The 13,601-nt window shown below is 70.9% G+C and carries 9 protein-coding genes; 5 read left to right on the top strand and 4 right to left on the bottom strand.

Annotated elements, in window-relative coordinates:
- Window positions 1-50 precede the first annotated feature (50 nt).
- Both U8525_RS05395 and U8525_RS05390 read left to right on the top strand, forming a co-directional pair.
- Window positions 51-1,121, top strand: a complete 1,071-nt coding sequence (locus U8525_RS05395; RefSeq protein ID WP_374261932.1) for a glycosyltransferase family 4 protein — start codon at window positions 51-53, stop codon at window positions 1,119-1,121.
- On the top strand, window positions 1,118-3,421 hold the full coding sequence (locus U8525_RS05390) for a patatin-like phospholipase family protein (RefSeq protein ID WP_374261930.1): 2,304 nt from the start codon (window positions 1,118-1,120) through the stop codon (window positions 3,419-3,421). The genes U8525_RS05395 and U8525_RS05390 overlap by 4 nt, the downstream gene beginning before the upstream one ends.
- Window positions 3,422-3,436: 15 nt before the next feature.
- Here the strand turns inward: U8525_RS05390 and U8525_RS05385 are convergent, their stop codons facing one another.
- On the bottom strand, window positions 3,437-4,714 hold the full coding sequence (locus tag U8525_RS05385; protein ID WP_374261927.1) for an O-antigen ligase family protein: 1,278 nt from the start codon (window positions 4,712-4,714) through the stop codon (window positions 3,437-3,439).
- A 180-nt stretch (window positions 4,715-4,894) separates the two neighbouring features.
- Between U8525_RS05385 and U8525_RS05380 the strand changes: the two genes are divergently transcribed.
- From U8525_RS05380 to U8525_RS05370, 3 genes are all read left to right on the top strand, one after another.
- Entirely contained in the window at window positions 4,895-6,364 is a 1,470-nt protein-coding gene (locus U8525_RS05380; protein ID WP_374261924.1) for an MDR family MFS transporter, read from the top strand.
- A 213-nt stretch (window positions 6,365-6,577) separates the two neighbouring features.
- Window positions 6,578-8,938 carry a phosphoketolase gene (locus U8525_RS05375; RefSeq protein ID WP_374261920.1) on the top strand — a complete coding sequence of 787 codons (2,361 nt, stop codon included), beginning with the start codon at window positions 6,578-6,580 and terminating at the stop codon, window positions 8,936-8,938.
- On the top strand, window positions 8,935-10,110 hold the full coding sequence (locus U8525_RS05370; protein ID WP_374261918.1) for an acetate/propionate family kinase: 1,176 nt from the start codon (window positions 8,935-8,937) through the stop codon (window positions 10,108-10,110). The genes U8525_RS05375 and U8525_RS05370 overlap by 4 nt, the downstream gene beginning before the upstream one ends.
- 6 nt (window positions 10,111-10,116) lie before the next feature.
- On the opposite strand, the gene U8525_RS05365 is transcribed toward U8525_RS05370, so the two are convergent.
- From U8525_RS05365 to purD, 3 genes are read right to left on the bottom strand one after another with little or no spacing between them, the layout of a single operon-like run.
- Window positions 10,117-11,235 carry an LptF/LptG family permease gene (locus U8525_RS05365; protein WP_374261916.1) on the bottom strand — a complete coding sequence of 373 codons (1,119 nt, stop codon included), beginning with the start codon at window positions 11,233-11,235 and terminating at the stop codon, window positions 10,117-10,119.
- A complete protein-coding gene (locus U8525_RS05360; RefSeq protein WP_374261913.1) occupies window positions 11,232-12,344 on the bottom strand; it encodes an LptF/LptG family permease in 1,113 nt (370 codons plus the stop codon). Before U8525_RS05360 ends, U8525_RS05365 begins: the two co-directional genes overlap by 4 nt.
- A complete protein-coding gene (gene purD, locus U8525_RS05355) occupies window positions 12,341-13,600 on the bottom strand; it encodes a phosphoribosylamine--glycine ligase (RefSeq protein WP_374261911.1) in 1,260 nt (419 codons plus the stop codon). Before purD ends, U8525_RS05360 begins: the two co-directional genes overlap by 4 nt.
- Window position 13,601: the final 1 nt, after the last annotated feature.

Below are 13,601 nucleotides of genomic sequence, written 5' to 3'. Positions count from 1 at the left end.
CGGCGTGTGGTAGGCCAGGGAGCGTGCCTTCTGTCCTCCTCGACCTGAGAATGGTGCGTGGTCAGCTCCACGGCATCGCGAGGTACGCGCTGGAGCTGGCGCGCCGGCTGCCCGCCCTGGCCCCGGACCTGGAGTTCTCCGCGCTGGTGCCGGCGCAGGGCCTGCCGGACGACCTGGGCGCGCTGACGCCGAGGATTCCGCTGCACCGCTCCCGGGCCGGCTATCTGTCACCGACCGAGCAGCCGCTGCTGGCATACGAGCTGACGAAGCTGAAGCCAGACCTGTTCCACGCGACGTCGTTCTCGCTGCCGCTGTTCTGGCCGGGCCGGCTGGTAGCCACGTTGCATGACGCGAACCACCTGGCGCTGGCGGACCAATACACGCCGGTGCAGGCCCTCTATTACAAGGTCGTGGTGGGGCCGCGGGCGCGGTTGGCGACGGCATTGATTACCGTGTCTGACTTCTCCCGGGAGGAGCTGGGCAAGTATTTGAAGCTGTCGCCGTACCGGTTCCAGGTGATCCACAACGGCGTGGATTCGAGGTTCCAGCCGCCCACGATGAGCGAAGCCAAGGCGTTCCGGGAGCGGCACGAGTTGCCGGAGCGGTACATCGCGGTCGTGGGCAACGCGAAGCCGTTCAAGAACCTGGCGATGCTGGGGAAGTTCGCGGCGGACCTCCCGGTGCCCCTGGTGCTGCTCGCGGGCAGGGGGGCGGTGGCCCATGAGGTGGGCCTGCACGAGAACGTCATCGACCTGGAGCAACTTCCGGAGTCGGAGATGCCGTTGTTCTATGGAGCGGCCACGGCGCTGCTCCTGCCGTCGAAGTACGAGGGATTTGGATTGCCAGCGCTGGAAGCCATGGCCTCCGGGTGCCCTGTCATCGCGGCGGACACGACGGCCTTGCCGGAAGTCGTAGGGGACGCAGCGCTGCGAGTCCCGCCCGGCGAGGCGAAGTCCTGGCATGAGACAACGCTGCGGGTGCTCAGGGACGAAAACCTGCGTCGGAACCTGATGGAGCTGGGACGAGAGCGCGCGGCCCGATTCACCTGGGACCGATGCGCTCAACAGACGATGGGCGTCTTCAGGCGGGCCCTCCAGGGAAGACAGCAGGCACGACCATGACACGGGTCGTCAGAGACATGACCCACCACCTGGCCCGCATCTTCGCCTGCGTGCTGTCTCTGATTGCTACACACGCGCGAGCCCAGACGCTCGGCACGCTCCAGGCTCCGGATCCGAAAGCCGTGTCGCTCACCGTGAGCGGCGGCGTGTCCCTGGGAACGTACGAGGCAGGGTTTCTCTACTACTCAGGGACGTCCTCGCAGGGCGAGCGCGCCGTGGACCTGCGGCTCGTGACGGGAGCCTCCGCGGGGAGCCTCAATGCCTTGCTGGCGATCATGGCGACCTGCGGAGTGGATGCGTCCACGCCGGGCCAGTCGTTGTTCTGGGACATCTGGGTTCCCATCGGCTTCAACGACCTCTTCGTCCCGACCTCGACGACGCCGCTCGGGGTCTTCTCCCGGGAGGCGCTGGAGCGACGCGCCTCCCACGTCGAACAGGCCTGGAACCGCGGCCTGGAGCGTTCCTGCGACGTGGTGCTCGGGGTCTCGACGACGCGGCTCTCACCGCGCGCGCTCCAGGCGGCGAACGGACGGCTGGACCTGCCCCGGCTCGAAGAGAAGTTCGCCATCCGCATCCAGGGGCGCGGGCGTGGGCGCCCACCGCGCGCGACCAACTACACCACTCGCGAGGGCCGTCGGCTGGAGCTGATGCTCGAAACGGACGAGCACGGGGAGATCCCCTTCGCGAACCTCCGCGAGCTGCTGCTCGCGTCCATGTCCTTCCCCATCGCGTTCCCGCCCCAACCCCTGCGGACCTGCGCGGCGAAGTCCTCCGCCACGCCGGGCGTGTGCCTGCCTTCAGAAGCGCGGCGCGAGCTGTTCATTGATGGCGGCGTCTTCGACAACACGCCCCTCCGCCTGGCCGTGAGGCTGGCGCGCGATGGCCTGCGCGAAACAGCGAATGGCACGTTGGCGTGGCGCCCCGTTCCCCAGCCCGACGTGCGCACGACGCCCGCGGGCATCGCCTTCGCCTTCATCGATCCGGATGCAACCGAGTACCCCGTCTCCCGCTCCACGCCGGCCGGAGCAAGACCGCCCTCCCTTCCCGGAACACTCGCCGACCTCCTGGCTGCATTCGTAGACACCGCGCGTTCAAAGGAGCTCGCGATGCTCCTGGAGGAGGAGCCGGAGATCGCCCAGCGCCTCACCCTGCCCCGCCGGCACTTCCCCGCGGCCGGTGCGCCCCTCTTCGCGTTCCTGGGCTTCTTTGAAAGGAGCTTCCGGGTCTTTGACTTCTACCTCGGCATGTATGACGCCCGCCGGATGATGGATGACGCCTTCCGGGAAGGGAGGTCGCAAGCGGAGCAGCCTCACGCGGCGGCGATGGACGGCATTGGCGGATGGCAGCCCTTCGCCTGCATGAGCGCCGTATATGACTCCTCGCCGGGCGCGGAGCAGCGGTGTCAGGGCGAGGCGCTGGCGGACTTCCGGGCGCTGTTGCAGATGTCGCTGGACCAGCTCTACGACGCATGCAGCAAGGCAGCCGAGGCAGTTCCCCAGGGCACCTGGCGCAACGCGCACTGTGACCGGGCCATGGCGGGCCAGTCGCCGCCCCATGTCCCGGGCCTCCAGCCCGACGCGTGGCCGGACTGGAGACAGGACCAGGACGAATCGGAGCTGTCGTACGCGATGCGGCTGCTGGGGGCCTATGGCTTCAGCTTCCGCGACCTGGGCGTGCCGGAGGGCCGAGGCGACCTCGCCGTCCAGCGCATCCGCCATGCGCTGGGTAACGCGGCAGGCCGGCTCGCGGCGGTGCAGCCCGCGTCCGACAGGCCCACGGTCCGCTTCGCCAGCAAGCTGGCGGTGGACAGCATCAGCTATGAGCCCCAGCGCCTGGTGCTGCACGTCACGATGGGGCCCACGGTGAGCGAGGTGGGGCTGAGCGTCGGGGTTTCCGAAATGCCCTTGTCGTCCGGACTCCGGTTGGCGGGGACGGTCGGGTTCCGGGGCCTCGAGGACGTCCTCTCCTCCGGCAGCAGCAGCGATCCGTTTGGCGTGGCGCTGACCGGGGGGCTCGAGTTCCAGCCCCGCTCGGGACAGACCTTCCTCTCACAGAGTCGCCTCGCGCTTCGCGCGGGGTGGCTGTTCAGCGCGAACGACCGCTACGGCACGAACAGCTGCCCGGACGGCGGCGCCAGCCACGTGACCGCGTGCTCCCGACCGGTGGTCCAGGGGCTCGTGGGCATCACCTTCCTGGAGTTCCTCCGCGCCCAGCTGGTCGGCGAGTGGTATCCAGGCACGGGCCCCAGGAAGACGCTCTGGTCCGTGGCCCCGGGCATCGGCCTGGAGCTTGGACTCTGATCGAGCCTGAAGCCGTTACCCGGGCTTCACGGGCTCCTGACCGTCCCGTCCGTACGCACACAGCCCCAGCCCCCACACGAGCATGAACGACAGGTGCACGCTGGGGTGGAACGGCAGGTAGTGCACCAGGGCCAGGACGTGGAAGCCCACGAAGGACAGCAGCGCTCCCGTGGCGGGAATCGAACCCGCACGGTGCCTTCGCACCAGCGCTTTCGCCAGCAGGAAGTGCATCGTCGCCAGCAGCACCAGCCCCACCAGCCCCGTCTCCGCCCACGCCGTCAGCCAGAGGTTGTGCGAGTCCGTGGCCAGCAGGTCCGTGATGCCCGTCTCCGCCTGCGTCGCCAGGGCCGCGGGTTTGTGATTGCCGAAGCCCACGCCCACCCACGTGTGCTCACGCACCAGGCGCCACCCCACGGACATCGCCAGCGAGCGCTCCCCGCCGCCGAAGAGGTTGTCCACCGCCTTGCCGAACCGCTCCCTCCACGCGGGCGTCAGCAGCACCCCGCACACCAGCGCCACCGCCACGCCCAGCCCCGCCTTCCTCGCCGTCCCCCGCAGCAACAAGAGCAGCGCCAGCACGCAGACGCCCAGCGCCGCGCCCAGCGCCGCGCGCGCGAACGCGCCGTAGATGGACAGCAGCAGCCCCAGCACCACCGCCCCCGCCAGCACCCGCTGCCGCGTCACCTTCGAGCGCCCCAGCACCGCCAGCGCGGGCCCCAGCACGGCGATCGCCCCGTGGGCGAACCGCAGCCGGTGGAAGAAGAAACCTCCGGCCGCGTACCTCGGGTGCTCCTCCGTCCCGAAGTTCTCGTGCAGGCGCGACAGGTTCAGCTTCGTGAACTTCGGCGGCTCCCAGGGCCAGGGCACCCGGTGCTGGAAGAAGCCCAGCGCGGCCGCCACCAGCCAGCCTCCCGCGACGAGTCCTCCCAGCAGCAGCCACGGCACGCCCAGCGTCCCGATGCACGCGACCGCCGCTCCCGCCACCGTGTCCAGCGCCTGGCCGTACCTCGCGCCCCTCGGCCACCTCGCCGCGGCGCCCGTCATCAGCGCCACCGCCGGAGACAGGAGCTGCCAGACGCACAGGGCGGCGCTCGCCAGCACGAACGCCCTCACGTCCTTCTCCAGCCGCAGGCGCTTCGTCACCGCCAGCGCCAGGGCCAGCGCCGTGGCCAGGATGGCTCCCGCCTGGAGCACCGCCTCCGCCAGCACCAGCCCCACCGCGTAGAGCCCCAACACCGCGGCGACCGCCGCCCTCCAGCGCCCTGCTTCGACCGTCTTCGTTTCCGTGCCCATGCCGTGCGCCTCGACCTCGCGAGGCCGCCGGACCCTATCCCACCTCGTGGGCGCCTGCCCTTCCGGACTGGACCTGGAATCCCCGGCGGCGGGCCCCGGCCCCCCTTTTCACGCGCTTGACGTTGGCGCTCCGGACGGGCACGCGTTACCCAGGGGCCTTCCCCGGGTCCTCCTTCCGACATGCGCACCACCCATCGACCTTTCACCACCCTGGCTCTGGCGCTGTGCCTCTTCGTGGCCGCGCTGGAGATGACCGTCGTCTCCACCGCCATGCCCACGGTGGTCAGCGACCTGGGCGGCATCCAGCACTACGCGTGGGTCTTCACCGCGTACATGCTGTCCTCCACCATCACCGTCCCCATCTACGGGAAGCTCGCCGACCTCTACGGCCGCAAGCCCATCATCCTCTTCGGCTCCAGCCTGTTCCTGCTGTCGTCCCTGGCGTGCGGGTTCTCCACGTCGATGAACATGCTCATCGTGTTCCGCGTCCTCCAGGGGCTGGGCGCGGGCGCCATGCAGCCCATCGCGCTCACCATCATCGGGGACATCTACACGCTGGAGCAGCGCGGGAAGGTCCAGGGCGCGTTCAGCGCCGTGTGGGGCATCGCCGGCCTCGCGGGCCCCCTCACCGGCGGCCTCATCGTGAAGTACCTCACGTGGCACTGGATCTTCTTCATCAACATCCCCATCGGCATCGCGTCCATGGCGCTGCTCATCGGGTTCTTCCACGAGCAGCTCCAACGCAAGGAGCGCGCCCGGCTCGACTACGCCGGCGCCGCGCTGCTGTCCTCGGGCGTCGTGGCCCTGCTGTTCGGCGTGCAGGGCTCTGGGACGACGCTGCTCGCGCTGCCCGTGGCCGCCCTGCTCCTCACCGCGTTCGTGCTCGTGGAGCTCCGCGCCGCCGAGCCCATCATCCCGATGAGCATCTTCAAGATCCCCACCATCGCCATCTCCAACGTGGCCGGCGCCCTCTTCTCCGCCGCCCAGTTCGGCGCCACCACCTACGTGCCCCTGTACGTGCAGGGCGTGCTCGGCGGTTCGGCCACGATGGCGGGCGGGATGATCACCCCCATGATCGTCGGCTGGCCGCTGGCGAGCCTCATCGGCGGCAAGGTGATGGTGCGCACCGGCTTCCGGCCGCTCATCGTCGGCGGGCTGGGCCTGGCCTCCATCGGCACCGCGCTCATGGCGCTGCTGCTCAAGCCGGGGGCTTCCATGCTCGTGCCGGAGTTCGCCATGGGGCTGTTCGGCGTGGGCCTGGGCTTCGCGGCCATGGCCACCATGGTCGCCGTGCAGACCACCGTGGGCTGGGAGCTTCGCGGCGTGGCCACCGCGAGCAGCATGTTCTTCCGCACCATCGGCGGGTCGCTCGGCGTGGGCGTGATGGGCGGCGTGCTGGTGAATCAGCTCATGAAGGACCCGAACGTGCCCGTGAGCGCCGCCACGGAGCTGCTCGGCCCCGAGCACGGGCGCGGCCTGGCTCCCGCCATCGTGGAGTCGCTCGGCAGCGCGCTGAACACCGGCCTGTCCATCAACTTCTGGATCATGTGCTCGGCGATGCTCGCCGCGTTCACGGCCGGCCTGTTCTTCCCCAGGATGAAGCGCGTCACCACGCCGGTGAACCTGTCCGACGTCACCGTCTCCCACTGACGCCCGGGGTTCCTCGGAGCCAGGGTGTCCGCTGGCGGCCAATGCGCTCCAGCGGCGCCAGCGCTCGCGGCAGACGCAACCGTCACGCAACCGTCGCTCCGCTGTCGGGAAGCCGACGCGCCCGACTTTTCCCATCACAGACATTGCATGGAGCAGGCCAGGTGGAGTCGCATCCGCCCCGGGACGCACGACCTTCACCCCGGGAGCTGAAAGATGGCGGGTCCGCTGAGTGACGTAGAGCTGGAGAAGATGGACGCCTACTGGCGCGCGGCGAACTACCTGTCCGTCGGGCAGATCTACCTCAAGGACAACCCGCTCCTGGAGCGGCCCCTCACGCGCGAGGACATCAAGCCCCGCCTCCTGGGCCACTTCGGCACCACGCCCGGCCTCAACTTCATCTACGTGCACCTGAACCGCATCATCCGGAACCACCGCGCCAACATGATGTATCTGATTGGCCCCGGCCACGGCGCGCCCGGAATCATCGCCAACACGTTCCTCGAAGGCTCCTACACGGAGCTGTACCCCAACATCGAGCGCAACCGCGACGGCATGAAGCGCCTGTTCCGCCAGTTCTCCTGGCCCTACGGCGTCCCCAGCCACGACGCCCCCGAGGTCCCCGGCTCCATCAGCGAGGGCGGCGAGCTGGGCTACTCGCTGCTCCACGCGTACGGCGCCGTGCTGGACAACCCGGACCTCATCGTCCCCTGCGTCGTCGGCGACGGCGAGGCGGAGACGGGCGCGCTCGCCGCGAGCTGGCACTCCAACAAGTTCATCAACCCCATCACCGACGGCGCCGTCCTGCCCATCCTGCACCTCAACGGGTACAAGATCGCCAACCCCACGGTGCTCGCCCGCATCGACGCCGACGAGCTGGAGGCCCTCTTCAAGGGCTACGGCTACAAGCCCTACTTCCTGGAGGGCGACGACCCGAAGGACATGCACCAGCGGATGGCGGAGGTGCTCGACGCGCTCTACGCGGAGATCACCCGCATCCAGCGCCACGCCCGCGAGCAGAACGACGCCACCCGCCCGCGCTGGCCCATGCTCGTGCTGCGCACCCCCAAGGGGTGGACCGGCCCGAAGGTCGTGGACGGCAAGCCCGTGGAGGGCACGTGGCGCGCCCACCAGGTGCCGCTGGAGGCGGTGCGCGACAACCCCGAGCACCTGAAGATCCTCGAGGCGTGGCTCCACAGCTACCGGCCGCGCGAGCTGTTCGACGCGAACGGCACCTTCCGCGAGGAGCTGGCGGACATCGCGCCCAAGGGCCGCCTGCGCATGGGCGTCAACGCGCACGCGAACGGCGGCCAGCTGCTGGTGCCGCTCGCGCTGCCGAGCTTCCGCGACTACGCCATCGACCCGGGCGTGCCCGGCTCCCAGCACGTCAGCGCCACGAAGGTCCTGGGCGGCTACCTGCGGGACGTGATGCGCAACAACCTGGCGACGAAGAACTTCCGCATGTTCGCCCCGGACGAGAACGCGTCCAACCGGCTCCAGGACGTCTACGCCGTCAGCGGCAAGAGCTGGGACGCGCAGCAGCTCTCCACGGACGAGCACCTCTCCGTGGATGGCCGCGTGATGGAGGTCTTGAGCGAGCACCTCTGCCAGGGGTGGCTGGAGGGCTACCTGCTCACCGGCCGCCACGGCTTCTTCTCCTGCTACGAGGCGTTCATCCACATCATCGATTCGATGTTCAACCAGCACGCCAAGTGGATCAAGAGCGCCCGGGAGCTGCCCTGGCGCAAGCCCATCGCGTCGCTGAACTACCTGCTCAGCTCGCACGTGTGGCGGCAGGACCACAACGGGTTCTCCCACCAGGACCCGGGCTTCATCGACCACGTGGCCAACAAGAAGGCGGACACGGTGCGCATCTACCTGCCGCCGGACGCGAACACGCTGTTGTCGGTGACGGACCACTGCCTGCGCTCGAAGAACTACGTGAACCTCATCATCGCGGGGAAGCAGCCCGCGCCGGTGTGGCTGGACATGCCGAGCGCGGTGCGCCACTGCTCGGACGGAATCGGCGCGTGGGACTGGGCCGGCAACGACGACGGCGACCCGGACGTGGTGATGGCCTGCGCGGGCGACGTGCCCACCATGGAGACGCTGGCCGCGGTGACGCTGCTGCGCGAGTGGGCCCCGGAGCTCAAGGTGCGCGTGGTGAACGTGGTGGACGTCTTCACGCTCGCGCCCGTGCACGTCCACCCGCACGGCCTCAACGAGGAGGACTTCAACCGCCTGTTCACCGTGGACAAGCCCGTGGTGTTCGCGTTCCACGGCTACCCCACGCTGGTGCACAAGCTCACGTACAACCGGGCCAACCACGCCAACATCCACGTGCACGGGTACAAGGAGGAGGGGACCACGACGACGCCGTTCGACATGACGGTGCTCAACGACATGGACCGCTTCACCCTGGCGCTGGATGCCATCCGGCACTCGAAGTCCGTGCGCCACCGGCTGGACGACGCGGAGCAGCGCTTCTCCGAGGTGCGCCAGCGGCACAAGCTCTACGTGTCCGAGCACGGCGAGGACATGCCCGAGGTGGCGAGCTGGAAGTGGACCGCGCGATGAGCGACCCGGGCCCGGTGCTGGTCATCAACAGCGGCTCGTCGTCGCTGAAGTTCGGCCTCTACGTCGAGCAGGACGGACAGGAGGCGGTGCGGTTCAAGGGCAGCGCGACCCGCATCGGCGCGGAGCAGGGCCGGCTGGTCGTGAAGGACGGCGCCGGGGAGCAGGTGCGCGCGGCGGACGTGCGGCAGCCGTCGCAGGAGGACGCCTTCCATGAGGCCGTGCGCCACCTGGAGGAGCTGGGCGGAGCGCGGCCCCGGGCCCTCGGGCACCGCGTGGTGCATGGCGGTCCCCACCTGCGCCAGCACCAGGCCCTGACGCCGGAGGTGATGAAGGCGCTGGAGGACGCGACGCACTTCGCGCCGCTGCACATCCCCCCCGCGCTCCGGCTCATCCGGGCCGCGCAGCAGCGCTACCCGGGCGTGCCGCAGTTCGTCTGCTTCGACACGGCCTTCCACGCGACGCTGCCGGAGGTCGCGTCGACGCTCCCCCTGCCCCGCTCCGTGCGCGAGCAGGGCGTGCAGCGGTATGGCTTCCATGGCCTGTCGTATGAGTCCATCGTCGCCAGGCTCGCGCCCCAGGTGCCCGCCCGCACCGTGGTGGCCCACCTGGGCAACGGCGCGAGCCTCGTGGCGCTTGAGAACGGACGCTCCGTGGACACGTCCATGGGCTTCACGCCCACGGGCGGCATCCCCAGCGGCACGCGCACGGGCGACCTGGATCCGGGCGTGCTCTTGTTCCTGATGCGCACGCGCGGGATGGACGCGGACGCCCTGGAGACGCTGGTGAACCGCGACGCCGGGCTGCGGGGCCTCTCGGACGGGACCAGCGACATGCAGGCCCTCGCGCGCGACGCGGCGGCGGGAGATGCCGCGGCGGCGCTGGCGGTGGAGGTCTTCACGCGGAGCATCGCGAAGACGGTGGGGGCCTACGCGGCGGTGCTCGGCGGGCTGGACCTGCTCGTGTTCACGGGCGGCATCGGGGAGAACAGCGCGCGGGTCCGCCAGGGCGTGTGCGAGAGGCTGGGCCACCTGGGCATCCGCTTCGATGCCCGGCGGAACGAAGCGGGCGCGGAGGTCATCACGACCGACGGCGCACCGTGCCCGGTGCGCGTGCTGCCCAGCGATGAGGAGGTGCAGCTCGCCCGTCACACGCGCCGGCTGCTCCGCGGGTGAGCGCCCTCAGGCCGGCCGTGTGACGCTCCGGCGCGGCAGGTGCAGCAGGCCCTCGCGGCGCAGCCACAGGGCCGCCGCCACCAGGGTCAGCAGCGTCGTGGGCATCCAGGCGGCCACGGCGGGCGCCAGGCGCTCGGTGAGCACCAGCGTCCGGGACACCACCATCAGGCCCCACATGGCCACGGCGATGAGCAGCCCCTCCACCACCGCCGCCGTCAGGTGTCCCCGCCGGTTCGTCCGCAGCGCCAGGCCCACCGCCAGCAGCGCCGCCGGCAGCCCCGCCAGCGGGTACGCGAAGCGGTTGTGCCACGCCAGTTGGAAGGCCTTCGTCGCGAGGCCCACCTCCTCCCGCGCGGCGATCTGCTCGCCCAGCTCTCCCAGGCGCATCTGCTCCGGACGGCCCGGCCGGATGCGGAACGTCGTCGCGCCCACGCCCAGCTCGTACTCCGCGGTGGGCCGCTGCATCACCGACGTGCGCCCGTCCTCCGTGAACGTGCGCTCCACCACGTCCGTCAGCTCCCAGCGCGTCCCCTCCAGCGGGCGCATCCGCCCCGCGTCCACGCGGCGGCGCAGCTTGAACTCGGGCGTCAGCGTGAAGATGGAGACGTTCTCGAAGCCCTCCTGCGGGTCGCCGCCGCGCAGGAAGAAGATGGAGTCCCCCCGCCGGAACCACTGCTTGGGCGTGTAGTACATCCGCCAGTCGCCCCAGCGGTTGAAGCGCTGCGTGGTGATTTCATCCACGCGCCGGCCCGCTCGCGCGGCCACCGTCTCGTCGAAGGCCACCAGCCCCACGCACGCCACCAGCGCGCACAGCCCCACCGGCAGGTAGAGCGCCGCGGGCCCGAAGGTGAGCGCCCGGAGCGCCGTCACCTCGCCCCGCTTGCGCAGCGCCGACACCGTGGTGCCCGCCGCCAGGAGCAGCGCCGCCGGCCCCAGCTGCTGCACCGACACCAGCGCCTTGTAGCCGTAGAGCTTGAGCACGTCCCGCACCCAGCCCTCGCCGCCGTAGGCCTTCGCGCGGTCCACGAAGTCCACCACCAGGAACACCGCCACCACGCCCGCCAGGATGCCCAGCGTCTGGCGCACGTACGCGCGCACCACGTACCCGAAGAGGGTGCCCTTCATCGCACCGTCCCCGAACGCGTCACGCGGTACAGCGCGAGCGCCCCCACCACCATGAAGAGCACGTTGGCCAGCTGCCCCGCGACGAGCACCGGCAGCTGCCCCTTCTGCCCCATCTGCTCGAAGGCCCGGCTCAACAGGTAGTAGAGGACGTAGCCGCCCAGCGTCAGCAGGTAGCCCCACGCGCGGCCCGCCTGCCGGCGGCCGATGGCCAGCGGCGTGCCCAGCAGCGCGAACGCCACCGGCGCCACCGCGTTGCCCAGCCGGCTGTGCAGCGCCATCAGGAAGGGACGCGGGTCCTCCCTCCGCTCCTCCGCGTCCTTCGCCGCCGCCAGCAGCTCCGCCGGCGTCAGCTCCTCCTTGGGGGAGCGGAACCGGTTGCGCCGCGACAGCGACCCGCCCAGCCCCACGTTGATCTCCGCCTTCTCGAAGGCGACGACGCTCGCGTCCACCGAGGAGCGGTTGGCGCGGTGCACCTCGCCCTCCCGCAGCTCGATTCGCAGCGCCTCGCCCCGCTCGGACGTGCCCACGCGGCCCTGGTGCGCCAGCACCAGCAGCGGCGAGCTGGGGTCGCGGTCGTCGTGGAGCAGCACGTTCGTCCACCCGCCGCCCTTGGGCGCCACCTTCTGCGCGTACAGCGTCAGGTCGCTCAGGTCCTCGTAGAAGACGCCGGACTTCACGTCGCCCGCGACGTTCTTCTGGATGACCTCGCCCACCAGGTCCTTCACGCCCGTGAGGCCCCACGGCTCCACCGTGGACGTGAGCAGCACCATGAACGCGCTCAGCGCCAGGCCCACGCCCAGCGGCGCCGCCAGCAACTGGAGCGGGCTGATGCCCAGGGCCTGCAGCGACGTGAGCTCCCGGTCCTCCCCCAGCCGCCCCAGGCCCAGCAGGATGGCCAGCAGGAACGCGATGGGCAGCGCCATCACCAGGAAGTGCGGCGCCAGGTACGCGATGAGCCGGCCCAGGTCCACCAGCGTCACCGCCGAGCCCAGCAGCACGTCCGTGCCGCGCAGGAACTGCATCACGAACAGCAGCAGGAACATGAACGCCACCCAGACGCACAGGGGGACGAGCAGCTCCTTGAGCAGGTAGCGCGCCAGCAGCTTCACGGCCGCGCCCGCAGCCCCCGCGCGCCAATGTCCCGGCGGAAGTGCCTGCCCTCGAAGCGCACGGCGTCCGCCGCCGCCAGGGCCCGCTCCCGCGCCGTCGCCAGGCTGTCGCCCCGCGCGCACACCGTCAGCACCCGGCCGCCCGCAGTCACCAGCGCGCCGTCCTGCTTCGCCACGCCCGCGAGGAACACCGGCGCGTTCGACGCCACCGCGTCCAGCCCTTCAATCCGCTGGCCCTTCCTCGGCGCCTCCGGGTAGCCCTCCGCCGCCAGCACCACGCCCACCGACGCGCCCGGGAACTGCTTCAGCGGCCGGGGCTCCAGCGCGCCCTTCGCGCACGCCTCCATCAGCGGCAGCAGGTCCTCGTCCACCTGCATCATCAGGACCTGCGTCTCCGGGTCCCCGAAGCGCGCGTTGAACTCCAGCACCTTCGGGCCGGACGCCGTGAGCATCAGCCCAGCGTACAGCACGCCTCGCAGCGGCGTGCCGCGCCGCTTGAGCGCCGCCAGCGTGGGCGCGATGACCTGCTCGCCCACCTTCGCCAGCTGCGCCTCCGTGAGGAACGGCGCCGGGCAGTACGCGCCCATGCCGCCGGTGTTGGGGCCCGTGTCGCCCTCGCCCACGCGCTTGTGGTCCTGCGACAGCGGCAGGAGCACGTAGCGCTCGCCGTCGCACAGGGCCATCAGCGACACCTCCTCGCCCTCCAGCAGCTCCTCCAGCACCATCCGCTGGCCCGCCTGCCCCATCTGCGCCACGGCGCGCACCGCGTCCCGCGCGGCCTCCGCGTCCGGCGCGACGATGACGCCCTTGCCCGCGGCCAGGCCGTCCGCCTTCACCACGATGCGGCCCTGCGCGACGGCGTATGCCTCCGCCTCCGCCGCGTCGGTGAACACGCGGAAGGCCGCGGTGGGCACGCCCGCCTCCGCCATCACCTCCTTGGCGAACGCCTTGGAGCCCTCGATGCGCGCGGCCGCGGCGACGGGGCCGAAGCACGGGATGTCCACCTGCGCCAGCGCGTCCGCGACGCCCGCGACGAGGGGCGCCTCCGGGCCCACCACCACCAGGTCCACGCGCTCGCGGCGCGCCAGCGACACCACCGCCTCCGGCGAGTCCGCCTGCAGGGGCACGTTGGTGCCCCACCGCGCCGTGCCCGGGTTGCCCGGGCCCACCAGGAGCCGCGACAGGCGGGGACTCTGGGCCAGCTTCCACGCGAGCGCGTGCTCGCGTCCGCCCGACCCCAGCAACAGGACCTTCACG

Origin of the sequence: Corallococcus sp. RDP092CA (assembly GCF_041903675.1) — a bacterium.
In the GTDB taxonomy this organism is placed as follows: domain Bacteria; phylum Myxococcota; class Myxococcia; order Myxococcales; family Myxococcaceae; genus Corallococcus.
This window is presented reverse-complemented; position numbering and strand designations above follow the sequence as displayed.

Coding starts and splice junctions, on each gene's coding strand:
- U8525_RS05390 (WP_374261930.1), top strand. CDS start 1,118: ATGACACGGGTCGTCAGAGACATGACCCACCACCTGGCCCGCATCTTC.
- U8525_RS05370 (WP_374261918.1), top strand. CDS start 8,935: ATGAGCGACCCGGGCCCGGTGCTGGTCATCAACAGCGGCTCGTCGTCG.
- U8525_RS05380 (WP_374261924.1), top strand. CDS start 4,895: ATGCGCACCACCCATCGACCTTTCACCACCCTGGCTCTGGCGCTGTGC.
- U8525_RS05385 (WP_374261927.1), bottom strand. CDS start 4,714: ATGGGCACGGAAACGAAGACGGTCGAAGCAGGGCGCTGGAGGGCGGCG.
- U8525_RS05375 (WP_374261920.1), top strand. CDS start 6,578: ATGGCGGGTCCGCTGAGTGACGTAGAGCTGGAGAAGATGGACGCCTAC.
- U8525_RS05365 (WP_374261916.1), bottom strand. CDS start 11,235: ATGAAGGGCACCCTCTTCGGGTACGTGGTGCGCGCGTACGTGCGCCAG.
- U8525_RS05395 (WP_374261932.1), top strand. CDS start 51: ATGGTGCGTGGTCAGCTCCACGGCATCGCGAGGTACGCGCTGGAGCTG.